The sequence below is a fragment of the Amaricoccus macauensis genome (genome assembly GCF_014201905.1).
In the GTDB taxonomy this organism is placed as follows: Bacteria; Pseudomonadota; Alphaproteobacteria; order Rhodobacterales; family Rhodobacteraceae; genus Amaricoccus; species Amaricoccus macauensis.
The window spans coordinates 584,693-605,798 of record NZ_JACHFM010000001.1 but is presented as its reverse complement, the minus strand read 5'-3'; the positions used below and the strand labels follow the sequence as shown (position 1 = coordinate 605,798).

The following is a 21,106-nucleotide window of genomic DNA, read 5'->3' as shown; positions in this document are numbered from 1 at the left end:
ATGGCGGCCCCATCCTGGGAGCCGCCGCCCGTGGGGCGGACCGCGCTCCTCTGGGGAAGCGCTGCCGTCGCCGCCGTGCTCGCCCATGGTGGCGCCGCGTGGCTCGCGCTGCACCAGCCATCGCCGGTGGCGCTTCCCGCCTCGCCGCCGCCCGCGGTGATGATCGAACTCGCGCCCGAGACGGTCGCGCCGCAGTCCGACATGATGGAAATGGCGCCCGACCTCGTCGATCAGCAGGAAGTGGTGGCTCCCGAGGCGCTCGACACGCCCGACGCGCCCGCCATGGCCGAGGACCAGCTCACGCCGCCGACGGAGCTCACGCCGCTCACCCCACCGCCCGATCTCGCGCCCGCTCCGGTGCCGCCCACGGTCGTCCCCGAGGTGGTGCTGCCACCGCCCGAGCGTCAGGTGGAAAAGCCGCCACCCGTCGAGGCGGAGAGGAAGGCCGAGAAGCCGACCCCCCCGGCGCCGAAGAAGCAGCAGCAGGCCGCGAAGTCCGATGCCGCGGCACCTGCACCGAAGGCCGCGGCGCGTGACAGCGGGTCGGGCTCGGCCGGGCAGGTCGCACCGGCCGCGTGGCAATCGAAGCTGAGCGCGCACCTGAACCGCAAGAAGCGCTACCCGCGCGCGGCGCAGAGCCGGCGCGAGGAGGGCGTCGCCCACGTCCGCTTCACCATCGACGACGCGGGCAATATCCTCGCGTCCAAGCTGGTGAAATCCTCGGGGTTCGCCGATCTCGACGGCGAGGTCGTCGCGCTCATGCGGCGCGCCTCGCCGGTGCCGGCACCGCCGCCCGGTGCTGCCGGCACGTTCACCGTGCCGATCCGCTTCAACCTGCGCTGAGCGAAACGCGCCCCGCCCGCGCGGGGCGCGCGCGCGCCTCCGGCTCAGAGCCGCCTGGCGTAGCAGGTGACGTTGCCGCCGACCGCGTCCGCGGTCACCCGGGTGCCGATCTTGATGCGCTGCCGGATCTCGGCGCTGAGTTCCGAGCGCGGGAAGCGCTCGGTATAGAGCACCGCCCAGCCGCGCGCCGTCGAATCGTAGGGATCAAGCTGCGCGCCGGGGCGGAACTCCGGGTCAGTCTTCGGCGGGTTGCGGTTCGCCGCCGCATAACCGTCCACCAGCGAGTTGTCGTCCGCTGCCGCGAACAGGAAGCGGATCGCATCGTCGACGGTCTTGCCGTCCACCTCGGTGCCATGGAGGTTCTGGCCCTGCGACTGGGCGACCTCGGCGGCGTAGAGCAGGAAGGCGATGTTGCGGCTCTGGTTCTGCAGCGCGCCGGTGCCGCGGTCGGTCTCGGCGGGGAAGCTGCCGTCCGGCCGCATCGCGCGCAGCTGCGCGATGTATCCTGTCTGGATCCCCCGCTGGTAGCGCGCCGGATCATTCAGCATCAGCCCGAGCATCATGTCCGCCGCACCCCGCGCCGTGCCGAGGTTGTTGTCGCCCGGATGCTCGTCCGCCTGCACCGCGAGCCGCTGGAACCAGCCCTCGATCACCGCCTTGTCCTCGGCCGTCGCCGCCGGGGTCTGGCGCAGGATGTGCCAGGCCGGCAGCAGGGCCGGGAAAGCGTTGATCACCCCGGCCGCATTGGTCCAGTTCGGCTTCTCCACGATCCACGCATTGGCGTCTGCGTGCTGGCGCAGGATCGACACCGCCTGCCGCGCGGGCTCGGGGTCGTTCTGCAGGAGCACGTAGAACGCCACGGCGTTCAGCGCCCGTGCCATGTCGCGCGCCGCGTTGTTGCTGTCGCCGCCGGCCTTCACCGCGGCCAGCGACGGGCCGACGAGCGGCGCAAGCTCCGGCACGTCCCGGTCGCGCACACAGTAGCGCGTCCCCTTCATCGCGCCGGTCCCGGCGCTGAAGGCCCGGAGCTGGGCGCTGCGGCTCGTGACGTCGAACAGCGCTTCGGGATGAGTCACGCCCGCTGGCGAAAAGATTGACGGCCCGGTCGGAATGGCGGCGCAACCGGCCGCAAGCGTTGCGAGGCCGAGAAGAAGCGGGCGAAACACTGACATTCGAGGCGTCCTTTCACAGACTCAAAGTACAAGATCGAGGTTCCAGAACCGGCGGATCTGGTCCTCACAGGCGTCCCGTGCCTCCACGGTATCGCCGGCAATGCGCTCGACCCGGAAGCCGAAGCGCTCGAAGCCGCTGCGGTCGGCGTCGGTCAGCACGATGATCTCCACGTCGCGCTCCGCGGCAAAGGCCGCGACCCGCGCGGCACGATCGACCGCGTCCGACGCCGTGGCGCCCGCGCGCAGGCCAACCGCCACGGCGTCGGCGCGCTTCATCTCGCTGCCCGGCATCAGCACCGCTTCGGGCAGCGGAAAGAGGTCGCGCCCCGGCTCGGCGCGGTACGGATCATGCGGGGCGAGAATCGCGTCGATGTCTTCCGCGTCATCCCTGCCGATCCGCGACAGGATCGAGTTCCACAGCGTCGGGTCCATAGGTGGTTTCCTCGATCAGGGCCGCGGCGCGGCGGGCTCCGGGTTCGGGCAGCTGGGCGAAGGCGAGGCGCGCGCGGATCGCCTCGGCCTCGCCGTCGTCGAGGTAGCGGCCGACCAGCCGCTCCAGCGTCATGAGCTCGTGCGCCTCGACCAGCGCCCCGAGGCCGCGCTCGGCAGCCGCCCGGGCACGGGCATGCTGGTCGTCCATGAAATTCGCGGACTGCGGCACGAAGATCGCCGGCACCCGGTTGTAAAGCACTTCGTGGAACGAGTTGTAGCCTGCCGCCGTGACGGTCACGTCCGCCGCCGCGGTCAGCACCGCCGCGCGCGTCGTGCGCACGATCCTCGAGTTGCGCCAGCCGAACCACGCCGGCTCCAACGTTGCGTTCGGCCAGACCACGACCAGGTGCAGCGTGTCGGAGCGCCGCTCGAAGAGCCCGCAGAGCGCCTGCACCTGACTGCCGCGCGCGCCCGCGACACCCGAGCCGAGCAGCGACACCGCCAGCCGCTCGAACGGCCGCCCGAAATGCTCCGCAAGCTCCGCCCGGAACGTCGCGCGCGCGGTCTCGTCGAGATGCAGCGCCTGCACGATCGGGCCGACGCTCGCCACCTGCGGCCCGCGCGAGTAGGGGGTGTTCAGCTCTGGGAACGCCTCCTCGGGCACGATGACCCGGTCGAACGCCTTCTCACGGTCGAGGGCGATCGAGTTGTCCTGCTCTGACCGCCAGAGCCCGCGCCGGATCCAGATCCCGGCGATCCCGGGTTCGAGCGCGGTGCGATAGATCGAGTCGAAGATGTAGCCGCCGTCGAAGACCAGCGTCCGCGCCCCCGCGGTGAGTGCGCGCAGCCTCAGATAGTTGCCGAGGTCGTGCTCGTGGCTCTGGGCGTGCAGCTTCGAGCGGCCGATGAGCGGCATCGCATCGAAGCCCTGCGCCTTCACCAGTGGCGTGCAGCTCGCGAAGGCTGCAAAGACCGGGCGGGGCCGGTCCGCCGCCATCTCGCGCGCGATGAGGGTGCAGCGCCGGGCATGGCCGAGGCCGACACCGTTCGTCGGCACGAACACCACCCCGCCTGCCGCCGGCCCCGGCTTGCGGAGCGGGCGTGCGGGGGCGGTCGCGGGCGGCGGCGCACCGAGGAACGCGAGCACCCGTCCCGGTCGCGCGGTGATGGCCGCCCGGCTCGCGAGGACGTTCTCGCCGATGTGATGGAGGTTCGGCAGGATTTCGGCGTCGAGGAAGGCGTCGAGCCCGACGATGCCCGGCGGCGCCGGCACGAAGGCGTCGTTCTCGCAGGCGTTCAGGTGGCCCGCCGTGCCGTCGAGAAGCGGAACCCCTGCGAGCAGCAGGTTGGCAACGAGGGTCTGCAACCGGAAACTGCCCTCGATCCGGCTGAAGCAGACCGCGAGATCGGTGCGCCCCGCGAGCGTCAGGGGCAGCGCCTCGCCATAGGCAAAGACCGGCAGCGCGTGGCCGTGGGTGGCAATCCAGTCGTGCTTGGTCCGGCTGTCGGTGAGGACGGCAAAACGCAGGCCGCGGCGCGGCGCCAGTGCCGAGAGTGCCGCCACCTGCGCCGGATCCTTCAGGTCCGGCCCGACGAGCAGGACGCGGGGCGCCTCTCCCCGAGGCCGTGGTGCGAGGGGCGGCACGCCGAATGGCGGCGCGGTCCGCCCGGCGCCGGGGCCGAGATCGAAGAGTTCGGGCTCGCTGCCGAGTACATAGGCAAGGCGGGCGCGGGCGCCGAGCGCGGTCTGGGTTGCCGAGAAACTGCCAAAGGCGCGCACCGCGACGCCCGTGTCACCCGCGAGGCGGCGCAGACGCAGCAGCGTGCGGTCATTGAGCTGGTCGGCGGCGAGCAGCGCCAGCGTGTCACCGGGCCGTAGCGCGCGATCCGAGAGCAGTGGCGCGAAGTCGAACTGCAGGTGCAGCCCGGCGCGCTCCGGCACCGCGCCCACATCGACCCGCGCCGGCAAGCCGAGCGCGGCGAGCTGGCTCGCGAAAATCGCCAGATGTTCGGAGTCGGTGCGCCCGTCGCGGGCAGTCTCACAAAGCAGCATGGGGGGCAGCATGGCCGCTATCATGGGCCGCAGTCCGGGGGGCGAGCAAGGCCAGAAGCCGCGGAACCACCGCCTCGGACCGGTGGCGGGCGAGGTCGGCCTGCGCGCGTTCGACCGCGGCGGCGTACTGGCGGGGATCGGCGAGGTGGGCTGCGACGATCGCATTGACGTCGCCGCCGGTCCCGCCGTCTGCCGCGGCGAGCACGCCGGGGCCGAACGTGGCGGCGGTTTCGGGGTCGGTGATCACGAGCTTGCCCGCGGCGATTGCCTCGGCGATCGCCCGTCCGAAGCTCTCGCGCCACCCGGGACTGGTGAAGTAGACAAGGAAATCGATCCCGGCGAGGAACTCCTCGACCGGCATCGCGCCGAACCGCTGCAGGTTCCAGTGCTCGGGCTGTCCTTCGCGGTCGGCGAGCAGCGTGTCGGCACCGAGCATCGCGCACCGCTCGGCGTGGGCCGGAAACTGCGCGTGAAGCGCGGCAAGTCCGGGGAATTTCTCGAAACCCGGTCGCGAATGCCGGCCGCGACGGTCACGCGGCCGCGTCGTCGGCGCGACGAACGGCAGTTCGAGGATGTTCGACCAGTCGTCGCCCGCGAGGCTCCAGCCGGTTTGCGGCCGGGACGCGAGCCAGTCGGCCACCGTGCGCCGGTTCGCGGCAGAGACCGGCGCGAGCACCTGTTCACCCCCCGCTATCCGCCGGGCGACGAGCGCGAGACAATGCCCGACATCGAAGCTCTCGTGCCCTCCGGGGCGGGTAAAATTCTCGTGCGTGACCACAATGGTCCGCGCGGCGCTCAGCCGGGGGGCCAGCGCCGTCTCCAATCTCAACGCGGATGGATTGTGCAGGACAATCGCATCCGCCCGGACGACGGGCGGCTCCGGCAGGAGCGCGAGGCCCGCGTCCTCGAGCGCCCGGGCGATCTCCGGGTGGATCGGCCGGTCGGGAAACATCCGGGTGGTGAGCGTCACCACCGAAAGGTCGACGTGCGGGGCGAGCGCGCGGATTTCCGCGGCGACCGCACCGGAGGTGCCGCCGGGGAACCGCGGCTCCACGAGAAGCGCGACCCGTTGCCGCCGGGATCGGATCGAGGCAGGGGGCAGGGCGGCAGGCACCTGCGGTCGCCCCCTGATCGCCTCGACCACGGCCGGCACGGATCAGTAGCCCGGTCCGTCGGCCGCGGACGACGGACCATCATCGTTCGGGCGGTTGCGGTAGCGAAAAAAGTCGTTGCCGCCGACCGATTCAACCAGGAATCGGCGCAGCAGCGAGGCGAGCGGCGTGTCGCCCTCCGCCAGGTCGGGATGCTGCGCGAGATAGCCGCGCAGGCCTTCCACGTCATTCGATTCAAGCAGCCCCGAAATCGTGCCGAGCTGCTCCGTCGTCGGCTCGGCGGCCGCCAGGGGGCTGCCGAGCTGCGTGGCGAGCATCATCGCCGATGCCGTAACAAGTATCCTGCGTCGCATCGTTCTTCCGTCTTCTGCGCAGCCGCCGACCTCGTCCGGGGTGGAAAGCCCGGGACCACCGACTCGCGGCGACCCGACGCTGCCTTACCTTTAGGCAGACCACTCAGGCGAGGGAAGCCGTGCGTCCCTACCGTATTCCGTGTCCTCTCTGCGCCTACTGACCGAAGATTCGGCCGCGCAGCATTGATTCGACCGCCCGTTCCAGCCGGTTCCGCACGGCCGGGGTCTCCACCGGCGCCGTCGGTACCTGGGTCGCGACCTGCGGCTCGGGAGGAGCGGCGGCGGGCGCGACGGGAATGGGGGCGACGGGCGTCCTCGCCGCCACCGGAGCCGGCCGCAGCAGGTCGCCGCCGGCGAGCGCGTATTCGACGGCCGGTGTGCCCGACACCCCCGCCCAGAATACCGTCGGGTGCGCCAACGGGCCCGGCGCCGGTTCGGTCGCGCCAAAACGCAGGCCCGGACCGACGCGGCCCGGCCCGGAAACCAGCCCGGCCACCGCCGCGGTCGCAGCTTCGATCGAGGGCAGCCGGAGCGGCTCCACCGCAGTGAGGCGCGACAGGACCGGCGTCGCCAGTGCATCAGGCTCGACCGCGCCGGCAGCGGGCCCCGGCAACGCTGCAAGGCCCGGCAGCTCCCCCGGCATCGCCGGGCTGACGGGACCGGCAATCGGGCCCGACAACGTCCCGACCCCGGTCCGGCTGGCCGTGGCGGTGGTGTCGGGCACGCTCGGTGCCGTCGCGGTCGCCGGCGCTGGCGCCGTCGCGGTCGGGGTGGAAGCGGGCCACCAGTAGATGCCGAGCGCCACGCCGGCGCCTACCGCGAGCCCGAGCGCCGGTGCGGCCCATGCCCAGACCGGCCGCTGCCTCCGCGGCCTCGCCGCGGCGCGCGACCCGCCCACGGCCGGCCCAAGCTCTGTGGGCTGGAACTCGACGGGCTGTGATTCGACGGGCCGCGATTCAACGGGCCGTGATTCAACGGGCCGCGGCTCGACCGGCCGTGACTCGGCAGGTCGCGACTCGGCGGCACGGGCTTCGACGGCCCGTTCTTCGATGGTACGGGGCCGGGGCGCGCGCGGCTGAAGCGGGCGGCCTGCGGCGGAATGGCCTTCGCCGGCACGTGCCGTTGCCGGGCTGGCTTCGGTTTGCTTCCGGACGATGACGGTCGCCAGACGCTGCGTCATGGTGCCGGCGGTCTCGGCAGGCTCGGCGGCCTCGACGCGCCGCGTCGTCGACCCGGGCAACGGCCTCGGGCCGGCGCGGAGCCGCGGCTTTGCCTCCGGGTCCGGGGTCTGCGGACGCACCGCTGTCGGCGAGGCCTCCCCGCGGGCGCCCGGCTCGGCTGTGGGCGAGGCCTCCACGCGGGCGCCCGGCTCGGCGGTGCGCGCCGTCGGCGCGGCGCTCAGGTCGCCCGTGGAATCGGCCCGTGCGGTCGACGGCGTGGTCGACGGCGCACGCGCGAGGAACGGATCGGGGGCATTGGCCAGCTCTTCCTCGATGGCACGCAGCCGCTCGGCGCGGGCCCTCGATGCCGGGGAGGAAGAAGCGGCAGAAGAAGGCGCCGTGGGTCGGGTTGCGCCAGCCGGCTTGCCGTCGGCCTTTCCATCGGCGGCCGCGCGCCGGGCGGCCAGCGCCTGTTCACGTCTGGTGCGGGCGTCGACGAGCCGTGCTTCGAGCATTGCGGGGTCCAGCAACGCCTCCCAACCGGGCTCTACCGCCGGCAGGTTGCGGGCCGCTCCGCGCACTTCATCAGACATGACCCCTCCCATGCGGCACCCCACGCGCTGCGCCGCGCCCGCCCGGAGGCGGCACGGTACTCGCAAATACCTAGTGCCTTACGGCCTGGGATTCCAGCCTTCGCCCCGGCTACGCGGCCACCCGCCGAGGAACGGTCGGGCCGGGACGGAGGTTCCAGCCCTCAGAAGGGGCTGTCCGGGAAGTAATAACCCTCTGCATTCTCGGGCGTTATCAGCACCGACCCGATGATGAACTTGCCCGAAACCGGCGCCGATGAAACAAGTCCGACTGCGGTCAGTTCGATCGCCGTGGCGATCATCGCTGGCGGATAAGTGACATCGGCGGGAATCATCGTGTCCTTGTCCATGACACGCTTCACCATCTCCTTCATGCCGGCGCCGCCGAGCACGAACCTGATGTCCTTGCGCCCCGCCGCCTCGATCGCGGCAAGCACGCCCACCGCCATGTCGTCGTCCGAGGCCCACACCGCGTCGATCTGCGGATACTTCGAGAGGAAGTCCTGCATCACCGCGAAACTGTCGTCACGGTTCCAGTTGCCGTGTTCCATGCCGAGGATCTCGATGTTCTTGCCCTCGATCGCCTTCTGGAAGCCCTCGACCCGCTCGTTGTCGATGGTGGTCGGGATGCCGCGCAGCACCACGATCTTGCCACCCTCCGGCAACGCCGACGCCACGTACTCGCCCGACTCGCGCCCGAAGCCCGGGTTGTCGCCGGCGACGTAGAGATCCTCGATTCCCTCGACGGACAGCCCGCGATCGACCACGGTGATCCACGCGCCCGACGCCTTGGCATTCTGCACCGGCCCGGTCAGCGGCTCGGACTCGAAGGGCAGCACCACCAGCGCGTTCACGTGCCGCGCGGCCACCATGTCCTCGATGTCGTTCACCTGCTTCGCCGGATCGGAGGCGGTCGTCAGCACGAAGTCGAGGTTCGGATAGACCTTTTCCAGCCGCTCCACCGTCGCCTGCGCGAAGTAGTTCATGCCGCCGGCCCAGCCATGGGTCGCCGCCGGGATCGAGACGCCGATCACCTTGGTCTCGCCGTCCTGAGCGAACGCCGGTACGGCGAGCGCCGCCGATACCGCCAGTGCGGCCGCGAAATGCTTCATGTTCCTTCCTCCCTTGCTTGGTTTCGGTTCTTGCCTTGGTGCGCCCGGTCGGGGGCCCCAGTTGCGGGCCGCGCTACTGCCCCTGCCGTGTGTCGCGCTGCAGGATCACCGCGAGCACGATGATTGCGCCCTGAATCGCGCCGTTGAGATAGGGCGAGACGAGATCGGTGAGATTGAGGATGTTGCCGATCAGACTCAGGATCAGCACGCCGATCACCGTGCCCCAGACCCGGCCGAAGCCGCCCCGGAGCATGGTGCCGCCGATGATCACCGCCGCGATCGCCTCGAGCTCCCAGAGCAGTCCGGTCGCGGGCGAGGCGGAGCCGAGGCGCGGCACATAGAGGATCGTCGCCACGCCCACGAGGAGGCCAAGCACCACGTAGGTGGTGAGCCGCACCCGCGCGACCTTCACCGACGAGTACTTCGCCACCTGATCGTTCGAGCCGATCGCCGCGCAGTGCCGCCCGAAGGCGGTCGAGCGCATGGCGATCTCGCCGACGATCACCACCAGCGCGAAGACGATGATCGGCCACGACACCCCGAAGAGCCCGCCGTAGTAGACCGGCTGGTAGAAGGTGCGGAGCCCGAAATCGAGCGACAGCGTGCCCCCGTCCGCGAGCCAGGTGACGAGGCTGCGATAGATGCCCATCGAGCCCAGCGTCACGATGAAGGCCTCGATCCCCAGCCGGGAGATCAGGATGCCGTTCAGGCACCCGGCCACCAGTCCGGCGGCGAGCGCGACCGCCATGCCGAGGAGCACGATCGGGATGCCGACCCCGAGGCTCGGCAGCGCGCTGTTCATGACGAGGATCATCAGCCCGGCAATGAACGCCGCCATCGACCCCACCGAGAGGTCGAGCCCGCCCGCGGTGATGACGAAGGTCATGCCCACGGCGATGATGCCGATGAAGGCCGAGCGCGCCAGCACGTTCGTCACGTTGTCCCAGGCGAGAAAGCTCGGATTGAGGCTCGCGCCGAGCACGAGCAGCACGACGAGGGCCAGCACCGGGCCGACGACGCTCATCTGGATCTTCGGGCTTTTCATGCCACGGTCTCCTCAGCCGGCAGGACGCCCATGGCGAGCCGCACGATGGCATCCTCCGACGCCGCTGCGCCGGCCAGTTCGCCGGCGACCCGGCCCCGGCGCATGACGAGCACCCGATCGGCGAGGCCGATCACCTCCTGCATCTCCGACGAAATCACCACGATCGCCCGACCTTCGGTCGCGAGCCCGCGGATGAAGCCGTACATCTGCTGCTTGGTGCCGATGTCGACGCCGCGCGTCGGCTCGTCGATGACGACGATCTCGGGTTCCGACAGCATGGTCTTGGCGAAGAGCAGCTTCTGCTGGTTGCCGCCCGACAGGTTGCCGACCCGGACCGCGCGACTGCCGCGGATGTCGAACTCGCGCACCGCCTTGTCGAGGGCGGCCTCCTCGGCGGTCGTGTCGATCAGGCCGTGGGTGAAGCGGTCGAGGGCCTGCAACGTCAGGTTCTCCCGCATCCCCTTCCGGAGCAGGAGCCCGCGGGTCTTGCGGTCCTCGGTCAGGTAGCAGAGCCCGAGGTCCAGCGCCTCCCACGGGTGGCGGATCGTCACCGGCCGGCCCTTCACGCGCACCTCACCCGTCGCCGCGCGCAGGCCGCAAAGCCCCTCGAAGGTCTCGGTCCGGCCCGAGCCGATCAGGCCCGCGACCCCGAGGATCTCGCCCCTGCGGAGCGTGAAGGAGATGTCCTCCGCATGACCGGGCACGTTCAGGCCCGAGACCTCCAGCACCACCTCGCCGGGGGCCGGTCCCTTCGCGGGGTAGAGGTCGCGCATCTCGCGCCCGACCATGGCCGAGGCCATGGCGTGCTCGTCCTTCTCCGAGGCGTCGCCCGACCAGACCACCGCGCCGTCGCGCATGATGGTCAGATCGTCGGCGATCCCCTTCACTTCGTCGAGCTTGTGCGAGGTGAAGAGGATCGCCGCCCCCCGTTCGCGCAGCGCCCGCACCTGCCGCATCAGGACCGCGGTCTCGGCGGAGGTCAGCACCGCCGTCGGCTCGTCCATGATGAGCACGCGCGTTTCGCGCAGCAAGGCCTTGGCGATCTCGGTCATCTGCTTGTCGGAGTTCGACAGGCCTGACACCTTGCGGTCGGTCGCCACATGGCAGTCGAGCAGGTCGAGAAGCTCGCGTGTCCGCGCCCGCATCGCCGGCTTGTCGAGCAGCAGGCCGCGCTTCAGCTCGCGGCCGAGAAAGATGTTCTGTTCGACGGTCAGCTGTTCGGCGAGGTTGAACTCCTGATGGATCATCGAGATGCCGCGCGCCTCCGCCTCTCCGATCGAGGCGAAGGCTGTCGGCGCGCCGTCGAGGCGCACCGTGCCGGAGGTCGGCGGCTGATAGCCCGCGAGGATCTTCATCGCGGTCGATTTCCCCGCGCCGTTCTCGCCGATCAGCGCATGCACCCGTCCCGGCCGGAGCGCGAGGCTGACGCCGTGCAGCACCTCGATCGGCCCGAAGCTGCGGCTCACGCCGTCGAGGGCGAGAACGGGCTCGCTCACGGCTCGACCCAGGCCGCGTTCGCTTTCGACGACCGGATCGCGGCGGCGATGAAGCGCATCCCCGTCATTCCCGCGTCGATCCCGGGCAAGAGGTCGAGCACCTCCGCCCGGCTGCCGTCCCTCGCCGCGCGTATCGCCTGCGCCGCCCCGAGGTAGATGTTGGCGAAACCTTCGAGATAGCCTTCCGGGTGCCCGCCCGGCGTGCGGCTAGCCGCCGCCGCCGCGGCCGATGCACCGGCCCCGCCACGGGTCAGGAGCCGCTTTGCCTCGCCGAACGGCGTGTACCAGAGGTGGTTCGGCTCCTCCTGCGCCCACTCGAGCCCGCCCGTCTCGCCGTAGACCCTCAGGCGCAGCGCGTTCTCGTTGCCGGGCGCCACCTGACTGCACCAGAGCATTCCCCGCGCGCCGCCACCGAAGCGCAGCAACATGTTCGCGTTGTCATCGACCGGCCGCCCGGGAACGAAGCTCTGCAGGTCCGCCGCCAGCGCGTCGAGCGTCAGCCCGGTCACGAAGCAGGCGAGGTTCAGCGCGTGGGTGCCGATGTCGCCGATCGAGCCTCCCGCGCCGGTCCGCGCCGGATCGGTGCGCCACTCGGCCTGCTTGCTCTCGCTCGCCTCGGTCAGCCAGTCCTGCGCGTACTCGACCTGCACGACGCGGAGCGTGCCGAGATCGCCCCGCGCCACCATCTCGCGCGCCTGCCGCACCATCGGATAGCCGGTGTAGTTGTGCGTCAGGATGAAGAGCGCCTCCGAGCCCGCCACCGCCGCCGCAAGCTCCTCCGCCTGCTCCATGGTCGCGGTCAGCGGCTTGTCGCAGATGACGTGGATCCCCCGCTTCAGGAACGCGATCGCCGGGGCGGCGTGCATGTGGTTCGGCGTGACGATCGCCACCGCCTCCACCCCATCCTCACGGGCCGCCTCGGCCTCGGCCATCTCCTCGAAACTGCCATACGAGCGATCCGGGTCGAGCCCGAGCGCCACGCCGCTGTCACGCGCCCGCTCCGGCGTCGAGGAAAGCGCGCCCGCCACCAGCTCGAACTCGCCGTCGATCCGCGACGCGATCCGATGCACCGCGCCGATGAAGGCGTCCTTGCCGCCCCCGACCATTCCCAGCCTGATCCTGCTCACCTCAAGACCCCATCTATCTGGATGCTTTCACTGAAGATGCTCTGGGGGCTGTCAGTCCCATTGGGGCTGAACCTCGCACCCCAGCCCCGGTTGCCCAGGAGGAAAGCAGCAGCGTCCGAAGTCGTCTCGAACGATACCGCGTCCTCGGACCTGTTCGATCCGGGCGGCGTGCAGCGGTAGCCCGTGGTCCTTCCGTCCCTGTCCGGCCTTACCTTGGGTCCACCGGCATACTTGTGGATGTGCCATACGTCGCCCGACGCGGTCGTGACCGTGATCCTCGCCATCCTCAAATTCCCAGCATGCGGCGGTTCGCCGCTTCGTCCGAGCCGCCGCCGGCGAAGTCGTCGAAGGCCTTGTCGGTGACGCGGATGATGTGTGCCTTCACGAACTCCGCCCCCTCGCGGGCGCCGTCCTCCGGGTGCTTCAGGCAGCATTCCCACTCGACGACCGCCCAGCCGTCGAAGTCGTTCGCCGCCATCTTCGAGAACACCGCGCCGAAATCGACCTGCCCGTCCCCGAGCGAGCGGAAGCGGCCCGCGCGGTCGACCCACGACTGGAAGCCGCCATAGACACCCTGCCGCCCGGTCGGATTGAACTCGGCATCCTTGACGTGGAACATGCGGATCCGGTCGCGGTAGATGTCGATGTTCTCCAGATAGTCGAGGCACTGCAAAACGTAGTGCGACGGATCGTAAAGCATGCAGGCGCGGGCATGGTTGCCGACGCGCTCGAGAAACATCTCGTAGCTCGCCCCGTCGTGCAGATCCTCGCCCGGATGGATCTCGTAGGCGACGTCGATCCCGCAGTCCTCCGCGTGGTCGAGGATCGGCTTCCAGCGCGCCGCCAGCTCGCTGAACGCGGTCTCGACCAGCCCCGCCGGCCGCTGCGGCCACGGATAGACGAAGGGCCAGGCCAGCGCGCCCGAGAACGTCGCCATCGCCGGCAGGCCCATGTTGCGCGATGCGGTCAGGCACTTCTTCACCTGATCGACCGCCCACGCCTGCCGCGCCTTCGGATTGCCGCGCACCTCCGGTGCGGCAAAGCCGTCGAACGCGTCGTCATAGGCCGGATGCACCGCGACGAGCTGCCCCTGCAGGTGCGTCGAAAGCTCCGTCACCTCGACGCCGTTGGCTTGCGCGACCCCCTTCACCTCGTCACAATAGTCCCGGCTCTCCGCCGCCTTCGCGAGATCGAAGAGGCGTCCGTCCCAGCTCGGGATCTGCACCCCCGCGTAGCCGCAATCCGCCGCCCACGTCGTGATCGCATCCCACGAGTTGAACGGCGCCTCGTCGCCCGCGAACTGCGCCAGGAACAGCCCCGGCCCCTTGATCGTCTTCATCGCAAGTTCCTCCCGTCAGACGTAGCGGTTGACCAGGTTTTCCAGCCGCTCCTGCCGGCCCGATACCGGCTGCGGATCGAGACCCTTCGCCTCGGCCTCCGCCGCTATCCCCTCGAGCGTCGCACCCTTTTCCAGCATCGCCTTCGCCCAGGGCTCGTTCCATCCGGCGTAGCGCGCGCGCCGCGCGGCTTCGAGCCGGTCGTCCTCGAGCATCTTCGCAGCCGCCTTCAGTCCCCGCGCGCAGACGTCGAACGCGCCCGCGTGCGCGGCCACCAGATCCTCCGCGTCGAGCGACTGGCGGCGCAGCTTCGAGTCGAAGTTCGTGCCGCCCGTGGTGAAGCCGCCGCCCTTCAGAATCTCGTAGTAGGCGAGCGCCACCTCGGGCACGTTGTTCGGGAACTGGTCGGTGTCCCAGCCGGACTGATAGTCGTTGCGGTTCATGTCGATCGAGCCGAAGACCCCGAGCGCGTTCGCCAGCGCCAGCTCATGCTCGAAGCTGTGGCCCGCGAGGATCGCGTGGCCCTGCTCGATGTTGAGCTTCACCTCGTTCTCCAGGCCGTAGCGTTGCAGGAAGCCGAAGACCGTGGCGACGTCATAGTCGTACTGGTGCTTCGTCGGCTCCTGCGGCTTCGGTTCGATCAGGATCGCACCCTTGAAACCGATCTTGTGCTTGTACTCGACGACGAGCGAGAGGAAGCGCCCCATGTGGTCGAGCTCGGCCCCGAGATCGGTGTTGAGCAGCGTCTCGTAGCCCTCGCGCCCCCCCCAGAGCACGTAGTTCTCGCCGTTCAGCCGATGCGTCACGTCGAGGCACGCCTTCACCGTCGCGGCGCAATAGGCGAAAACCTCCGGGTCGGGGTTTGTCGCCGCGCCCGCCATGAAGCGGCGGTTGGTGAAGAGGTTCGCCGTGCCCCAGAGCAGCCCGGTGCCGGTCTCGGCCATCCGCGTCTCGAAGATGTCGGCGATCCGCTCCAGCCGGTCGCGGCTCTCGCCAAGGCTCGCGCCTTCGGGGCGCACGTCGTGGTCATGGAAGCAGAAGAACGGCGCGCGGAGCACCTTGAAGAAATCGAACGCCGCGTTCGCCCGCATCTCGGCGAGCTCCATGGTGTTCGCCGGAAACCACGGCCGCTCGAAGGTCTGCCCGCCGAACGGATCGCCGCCCTCCCAGCCGAAGCTGTGCCAGAACGCCACCGCGAAGCGCAGCTGGTCGGCCATGCGCTTGCCCATCACCATCTCGTCGGGATCGTAGGCGCGGAAGGCCAGGCCATCGGCATCGGGGTCGTAGGACAGCGGCGCGATTGCGTCGAAGTATCCGCTCATGTGGTTCCTCCGCTGGCCGCCTCGGGCGGCAGGTTATCCCTCAGATAGATCGCCGGCGTGACGGTGAGCGCGCCGCCCGTCCGCCCGTCGGCGATCGCCTTCATGGCGTCGAGCCCGAGCGCCACTTCGCGCCGGGGGTTCTGGTCGATCACCGCGTCAATGAGCCCCTCGCCGAGCGCTGCCCGGGTGAAGGGCGTCAGCTCGTGCAGCACCACGAACGGACGCCGTTCCCCGAGGCCGGCCAGCACCGGAATGAGACCGCGGTTGCCCGCGCCGATCGAATAGATGCCGCTCACCCCCGGTGTGGCGGCGAGCGCCTTGCCCGCCATCGCCGCCATCAGGTCGCCGCGATCCTGCACCGTAAGTGCGGGCAGGACCTCGATCCCGCCCCCCGCCAGCACCTCTGTCGCCCCGCTGAGCCGGTCGCGGTGATCGGTCTGGGTCAGCGCGCCGATCACCGGCAGCACCCGGCCGCCCCGCCCGCGATGGGCGATCTCGACCAGCCGCCCGGCGGTGCGCCCGGCGACGAGGTTGTCAATCCCCACATGCGCCGCTCGACCGCCCGCGTCCGAGACCAGCGTCACCACCGGGATGCCGAGTTCTGTCAGCCGGGCGATCGCCCGGGTAACGCGGGGAGTGTCCACCGCCACCACGGCGACCCCGTGGCAGTCGCCGTGCTCCAGCGCCTCCAGCCCCTCCGCGAGCGCGTCGGCGTCGAGGGCAGGGCTTTCGGTGACCACGATCTCCACGCGCTCGCCACGCCGCGCCAGCGCCTCGGCATCGACCGCCGCCCGCAGCGCGCGGTAAAAGCCATGGTCCCCGGCCGGAAGGTGAAAGCGGAAGCGATAGCTGCGCCGGCGCGACAGCATCGCCGCCAGCTCGTCGCGCTGATAGCCCAGAAGATCGACCGCCTGCCGGACGCGCTGGACCGACTTCTGCGCCACGCCGCCGCGCCCGTTCAGGACGCGATCGACCGTCGCGTAGCTGAGCCCCGCTGTCCGCGCCACGTCGTGCAGCGTCGGTTTGCGTATGGTCACGCCCGTCCTCCCTGCGCCAGAGGGTGGATCAGCCAATGATAGGCGTCAATCTTATTCTGATCTACGTCTATCAATTCGAGCGAAGGCTTCGGATAATCCGAATCAGACCAACGAGATTTGATAGTTTATCCGAAGCCCGATCCGAGCGATTGTCTCTCCTGACGGCGGTTCCGCCGACTCCGATTGCAGAGGAAATTCATATGTCCGTTGAAAAGGTGGAGGTGCTCGTGGTGGGGGCCGGCCAGGCCGGAATCGCCATGAGCGAGCATCTCTCGCGCCAGGATATCCCGCACCTCGTCCTCGAGCGGGCCCGCATCGCCGAGAAGTGGCGCAGCGGCCGTTGGGACTCGCTCGTGGCGAATGGCCCGGCGTGGCACGACCGCTTCCCGGGCCGCGACTTCGAGGGGGATCAGGAGGAATTCGTCGGCAAGGAGGCGGTGGCCGACTACTTCGAGGCCTACGCCGAACAGATCTCCGCGCCGATCCGCTGCGGTGTCGAGGTGCGCGAGGTCCGCCGGCTCGACGGCCGCCCGGGCTTCCGGGTCGAGACCTCGGAGGGCGTCATCGAGGCGCAGAGCGTCGTCGCCGCCACCGGCCCGTTCCAGCGCCCGGTCTTTCCGAAGGTCGTCCCCGACAGCGCTGGCATCGTCCAGATGCATTCCGCCGACTACCGCAACCCCGCCCAGCTTCCCGAGGGCGCGGTGCTCGTCGTCGGGGCAGGGGCCTCGGGTGCGCAGATCGCCGAGGAACTGCTCGAAGCCGGCCGCCGGGTCTTCATCGCCATCGGCCCGCACGACCGCCCGCCGCGCCGCTACCGCGGCCGTGACAACGTCTGGTGGCTCGGCGTGCTCAACAAATGGGACCTCGAGGGGCCGTCCTCGAACAAGCACGTGACCTTCGCGGTCTCCGGCGCCCACGGCGGCCAGACGGTCGACTTCCGCCGCCTCGCGGCGCAGGGCGCGACGCTCGTCGGCAAGGCGAAGGGCTTCGCGGACGGCGTGCTGGCGATTGAGCCCGGCCTCGCGGAGAACCTCGCGAGCGGTGACGAGAACTATCTCTCGGTCCTCGACGAGGCCGACGCCTGGGTGGCGCGCAACGGCGCCGACCTGCCCGAGGAGCCCGAGGCCCGTATCGTCCTGCCCGACCCCGAGTGCGTCACGAACCCGGTCCTCGAGCTCGACCTCGCGAAGGAAGGCATCACCTCGATCGTCTGGGCGACAGGCTACGGTCTCGACTTCGGCTGGCTGAACGTCGACGCCTTCGACGAAACCGGCAAGCCACAGCACCAGCGCGGCGTCTCGTCCGAGCCCGGGGTCTATTTCCTCGGCCTGCCGTGGCTGTCACGCCGTGGCTCGTCCTTCATCTGGGGCGTCTGGCACGACGCGCGTTTCGTCGCCGACCACATCGCCATCCAGCGTAGCTATCGTGCCTACCGCGCCCCGTCAGAGGCCGACGCGAGCGGCACGTCCGCCGAAACCGCCTGATCAAGGAACCTCCCCGATGGCTCACAGCCGCATCCGCAAGTTCAACACCCGCGAGACCTACCCCGAGCAGAACCTCGACAACGACCTCTGCCAGGCGGTGGTCGCGCGGGGCACCACGATCTTCCTGCGCGGCCAGTGCCCGCAGGATCTCGACACCGCGAAGAACATCGAGAGCCATGACCCGGTCGAGCAGACCCACAAGGTCATGCAGAACATCCGCCAGCTCATCGAGGAGTCCGGCGGCCAGATGGAACACCTCTGCAAGGTCGTGGTCTACCTGACCGACGTGCGCCACCGTGAAGCCGTCTACCGCACAATGGGCGAGTACATCCGCGGCGTGCATCCGGTCTCGACCGGCGTGGTCGTGACTGCGCTCGCCCGCCCGGATTGGCTGGTGGAGATCGATGCAACGGCGGTCATCCCCGACGCATGAGGCTGGCAGGCCGGTCGACCGTGCAGCAATCCCCGGGTCCGGCACTGATCGTGACGGTGCCGCAAGACGGATTTGTCCCGGGACAAATCCGTGCGCGACTGGTCCTCCCGGGGGCAGGCGCGCAGGCGCGCCCGCCGGGACAGCCGCGGCCGGATTGGCACGCTCCCGCAGACATCTTCTTCACCCCTGTCGGCCGCCGCGCGTCCCGCGCTCCGCGCCCACGGCCCGGCAGAAGCGGTGCTTCGGCTTCCCGGGCCGGGACTCGCGGGCCTGCGCCCGCTTCGGTCGCAGAGACCCGTCGCGCCACCCGGTGCGGCGGGTTCCTGCATTCTCCCACCCGGCCGACCCTGAAATCACCATCCCATCCCGGAGGCCCCGCCCGATGACCTTCTCCCTCGTCGCCCGCTGCCGCGAGACCGGCATGTTCGGCGTCGCCGTCGCGTCCTCGTCGCCCGCGGTCGCCGCGCGCTGCGCCTATGCCCGCGCCGGCGTCGGTGCCGTGGCGAGCCAGAACATCACCGACCCGACCCTCGGCCCCCGCGCCCTCGACCTGATGCAGTCCGGCGCCAGCGCCGCCGAGGCCGTCGCGATCATCCGCCGCACCGCGCCCCACGCCGACTACCGCCAGATCCTCGTGGTCGACGCCACCGGCATGAGCGCCATCCACTCCGGCCCGAACGCGCTTGGCACCTTTGCCGAGGCGAACGGCCCCGATGTCGCCTGCGGCGGCAACCTGCTCGCCGACAGCGGCGTCCCCGCCGCCATGGCCGCGGCCTTCACCGCCTCGAGCGGCCATCTCGGCGACCGCCTCATCACCGCGATGCAGGCCGGCCTCGACGCCGGCGGCGAGGCCGGGCCCATCCACTCGATCGGCATGAAACTGGTGCGGGACGTCGCCTGGCCCGTCGCCGACCTGCGCATCGACTGGACCGAAGGCGATCCGGTGGCGGAACTCGCCAGCCTCTGGCGGCTCTACGAGCCACAGCTCGACGCCTACGTCACCCGCGCCCTCGATCCGCGCGTGGCCCCGAGCTACGGCGTTCCCGGCGACGAATAGGGCGGGAGGCTCGAGCGTCCCGCCCCGGCGACGAATAGGGCAGGGGGCGCGCTCAGCGCCCCTTGAAGAGGCTCCCGAGGATGCCCCGGACCAGCGCCTGACCCTGCCGTGTCGAGAGCTGCTTCACCGCCGCCCGGGTGATCACCGAGGTCAGCGACGGCTCCTCGCGCGTGCTGGTGCGCCGCGCCGGCTCATAGCGGCGCGCCTGCTTCAGCTCGGCATCGCGCGCGCTCGCCTGCTTCAGCATGTCCTCGGCCATGGCGGCTTCCTTCGCCGCCTTCTCCGCCCGCGCCGCCAGCAGCTCCTGCGCCGACTCGCGATCCACCACCGTGTCGTACTTGCCCGCGACCGGCGAGCCGGCCACCGTCTCGGCCCGCTCCGCCGCGCTGATCGCGCCCATGCGCGACTCGGGCGGGCGGATCAGCGTGCGGCTCACCATCGCCGGCACGCCCTTGGCCTCGAGCAGCGACACCACGGCCTCACCGGTGCCGACCTCGCGGATCGCCGTCTCGGTGTCGAACTCCGGGTTCGGCCGGAACGTCTCTGCCGCCTGCTTCAGCGCCTTCGCGTCGCGCGGCGTGAACGCGCGCAGCGCGTGCTGCACCCGGTTGCCGAGCTGCGCCAGCACGTCGCCCGGCACGTCGTCCGGATTCTGGGTGCAGAAATAGACGCCCACCCCTTTCGAGCGGATGAGGCGGACCACCTGCACCACCTTGTCCACCAACGCCTTGGGCGAATCGTTGAAGAGCAGGTGCGCCTCGTCGAAGAAGAAGACCAGCACCGGCTTGTCCGGGTCGCCCACCTCCGGCAGCTGCTCGAACAGCTCCGACATGAGCCAGAGCAGGAACATCGCGTAGAGCCGGGGCGACTGCATCAGCTTGTCCGACATCAGGACGTTGATCCGCCCCATGCCGCCGTCGGTCGCGATCAGGTCCTTCAGCTCCAGCGCCGGCTCTCCGAGGAAGGCCGCCGCCCCCTGGTTCTCCAGCACCAGCAGCGCCCGCTGGATCGCCCCGACCGAGGCGGCGGCGATGTTGCCATAGGTCTTGCCGACCGTCGCCGCATTCTCCGACAGCCAGATCAGCAGAGCCTGCAGATCCTTCAGGTCGAGCAGCAGCAGGCCCTGGTCATCGGCAACCCGGAAGGCGATGTTGAGCACCCCCTCCTGAGCCTCGGAAAGCTCCATCATCCGGGCGAGAAGCAGCGGCCCCATCTCGCTCACCGTGGCGCGCACCGGATGGCCGTCCTTGCCGAACAGATCCCAGAACACCACCGGGTACTGCCTGTACGCGAAATCGGTCATGCCGATCTGCGCCGCCCGCTTGTGCAGCGCCTCGTCGGCCTTGCCGTTCGGATCGCCGGGCCGGGAGAGCCCGGAGATATCACCCTTGACGTCCTGGATCACCACCGGCACCCCGGCGGCCGACAGGCCCTCGGCCAGTATCTGCAAGGTCACCGTCTTGCCGGTGCCCGTCGCGCCGGTCACCAGCCCGTGCCGGTTGCCGTAGCGGAGGAGGAGGTCTTTCGGCTCGGCATAGTCCTTGCCGCCGCCTCCCACCAGAATGCCGTCGTCGGCCATTGGTCGCGTCCCCGCATGCTCCGAAATCGACGGGATATTAATGATTGTCCCCAAGAGTGCAACGACACGCCCTGTCGCGGGTGTCTGCTCTCCTGCGGTCGGCATGGCGCGTCTTTCCTCGGTGAGACTTGCCGCGGAGCCTCGGCTCCGCGGCCTTTTCCCACCCGCATTCTTATTTTACGCGCGGCACTTGGCAGCCCCGCTTGACGCGGATTGCATCGCGGGCGTAGCGTCCGTCCAGTTCGTTTGGCCATTTCGCGGGCCAGTCCGACAGGGAAGCCGCAGAAGCGGGAAGAGGGGTGCCCCCCGGCGCCCCTTTTACGCATTCTCAAGACTACCGACCAAAGTTCACTTCCTCACCA

General features: G+C 70.2%; 18 protein-coding genes. 4 read left to right on the top strand and 14 right to left on the bottom strand.

Going from position 1 to position 21,106, the window contains the following annotated elements; genetic code table 11:
• On the top strand, window positions 1-843 hold the full coding sequence (locus tag HNP73_RS02905) for an energy transducer TonB family protein (RefSeq protein ID WP_246399623.1): 843 nt from the start codon (window positions 1-3) through the stop codon (window positions 841-843).
• Between the two features lie 44 nt (window positions 844-887).
• On the opposite strand, the gene HNP73_RS02900 is transcribed toward HNP73_RS02905, so the two are convergent.
• From HNP73_RS02900 to HNP73_RS02840, 13 genes are all read right to left on the bottom strand, one after another.
• A complete protein-coding gene (locus HNP73_RS02900; RefSeq protein ID WP_184146933.1) occupies window positions 888-2,015 on the bottom strand; it encodes an alginate lyase family protein in 1,128 nt (375 codons plus the stop codon).
• Between the two features lie 21 nt (window positions 2,016-2,036).
• Window positions 2,037-2,447: a hypothetical protein gene (locus HNP73_RS02895; protein ID WP_184146931.1), complete on the bottom strand. Its 411-nt coding sequence runs from the start codon at window positions 2,445-2,447 to the stop codon at window positions 2,037-2,039.
• Window positions 2,398-4,512: a glycosyltransferase gene (locus tag HNP73_RS02890; RefSeq protein ID WP_221288151.1), complete on the bottom strand. Its 2,115-nt coding sequence runs from the start codon at window positions 4,510-4,512 to the stop codon at window positions 2,398-2,400. The genes HNP73_RS02895 and HNP73_RS02890 overlap by 50 nt, the downstream gene beginning before the upstream one ends.
• Window positions 4,487-5,614, bottom strand: a complete 1,128-nt coding sequence (locus HNP73_RS02885; RefSeq protein ID WP_184146927.1) for a glycosyltransferase family protein — start codon at window positions 5,612-5,614, stop codon at window positions 4,487-4,489. The genes HNP73_RS02890 and HNP73_RS02885 overlap by 26 nt, the downstream gene beginning before the upstream one ends.
• A 42-nt stretch (window positions 5,615-5,656) precedes the next feature.
• Window positions 5,657-5,965, bottom strand: coding sequence for a hypothetical protein (locus HNP73_RS02880; protein WP_184146925.1), 309 nt, complete (start codon window positions 5,963-5,965; stop codon window positions 5,657-5,659).
• 154 nt (window positions 5,966-6,119) lie between these two features.
• Entirely contained in the window at window positions 6,120-7,718 is a 1,599-nt protein-coding gene (locus tag HNP73_RS02875) for a hypothetical protein (RefSeq protein ID WP_184146923.1), read from the bottom strand.
• 161 nt (window positions 7,719-7,879) lie between these two features.
• Window positions 7,880-8,827: an ABC transporter substrate-binding protein gene (locus HNP73_RS02870; protein WP_184146921.1), complete on the bottom strand. Its 948-nt coding sequence runs from the start codon at window positions 8,825-8,827 to the stop codon at window positions 7,880-7,882.
• Between the two features lie 73 nt (window positions 8,828-8,900).
• The gene (locus tag HNP73_RS02865) at window positions 8,901-9,872 is read right to left on the bottom strand and encodes an ABC transporter permease (RefSeq protein WP_184146918.1); all 972 of its coding nucleotides are present in this window, start codon (window positions 9,870-9,872) and stop codon (window positions 8,901-8,903) included.
• Window positions 9,869-11,368: an ATP-binding cassette domain-containing protein gene (locus HNP73_RS02860; RefSeq protein ID WP_184146916.1), complete on the bottom strand. Its 1,500-nt coding sequence runs from the start codon at window positions 11,366-11,368 to the stop codon at window positions 9,869-9,871. Before HNP73_RS02860 ends, HNP73_RS02865 begins: the two co-directional genes overlap by 4 nt.
• Window positions 11,365-12,474 (bottom strand): Gfo/Idh/MocA family protein, encoded by a 1,110-nt coding sequence (locus HNP73_RS02855; protein ID WP_184148008.1) that lies wholly within the window; start codon window positions 12,472-12,474, stop codon window positions 11,365-11,367. Before HNP73_RS02855 ends, HNP73_RS02860 begins: the two co-directional genes overlap by 4 nt.
• A gap of 307 nt (window positions 12,475-12,781) precedes the next feature.
• Window positions 12,782-13,834 (bottom strand): sugar phosphate isomerase/epimerase family protein, encoded by a 1,053-nt coding sequence (locus HNP73_RS02850; protein ID WP_184146914.1) that lies wholly within the window; start codon window positions 13,832-13,834, stop codon window positions 12,782-12,784.
• A 15-nt stretch (window positions 13,835-13,849) separates the two neighbouring features.
• Window positions 13,850-15,154 carry a xylose isomerase gene (xylA, locus tag HNP73_RS02845; protein WP_184146912.1) on the bottom strand — a complete coding sequence of 435 codons (1,305 nt, stop codon included), beginning with the start codon at window positions 15,152-15,154 and terminating at the stop codon, window positions 13,850-13,852.
• A complete protein-coding gene (locus HNP73_RS02840; protein WP_343063185.1) occupies window positions 15,151-16,191 on the bottom strand; it encodes a LacI family DNA-binding transcriptional regulator in 1,041 nt (346 codons plus the stop codon). The genes xylA and HNP73_RS02840 overlap by 4 nt, the downstream gene beginning before the upstream one ends.
• A 200-nt stretch (window positions 16,192-16,391) precedes the next feature.
• Here HNP73_RS02840 and HNP73_RS02835 point away from each other — a divergent pair, with 200 nt between their 5' ends.
• The 3 genes from HNP73_RS02835 (at window position 16,392) to HNP73_RS02825 (ending at window position 19,165) form a co-directional block, all read left to right on the top strand.
• A complete protein-coding gene (locus HNP73_RS02835) occupies window positions 16,392-17,675 on the top strand; it encodes a flavin-containing monooxygenase (RefSeq protein WP_184146910.1) in 1,284 nt (427 codons plus the stop codon).
• A 16-nt stretch (window positions 17,676-17,691) separates the two neighbouring features.
• Window positions 17,692-18,108 (top strand): RidA family protein, encoded by a 417-nt coding sequence (locus HNP73_RS02830; protein WP_184146908.1) that lies wholly within the window; start codon window positions 17,692-17,694, stop codon window positions 18,106-18,108.
• 382 nt (window positions 18,109-18,490) lie between these two features.
• Window positions 18,491-19,165, top strand: a complete 675-nt coding sequence (locus HNP73_RS02825; protein WP_184146906.1) for a DUF1028 domain-containing protein — start codon at window positions 18,491-18,493, stop codon at window positions 19,163-19,165.
• 52 nt (window positions 19,166-19,217) lie between these two features.
• On the opposite strand, the gene HNP73_RS02820 is transcribed toward HNP73_RS02825, so the two are convergent.
• Window positions 19,218-20,744: a helicase HerA-like domain-containing protein gene (locus HNP73_RS02820; RefSeq protein WP_184146904.1), complete on the bottom strand. Its 1,527-nt coding sequence runs from the start codon at window positions 20,742-20,744 to the stop codon at window positions 19,218-19,220.
• Window positions 20,745-21,106: the final 362 nt, after the last annotated feature.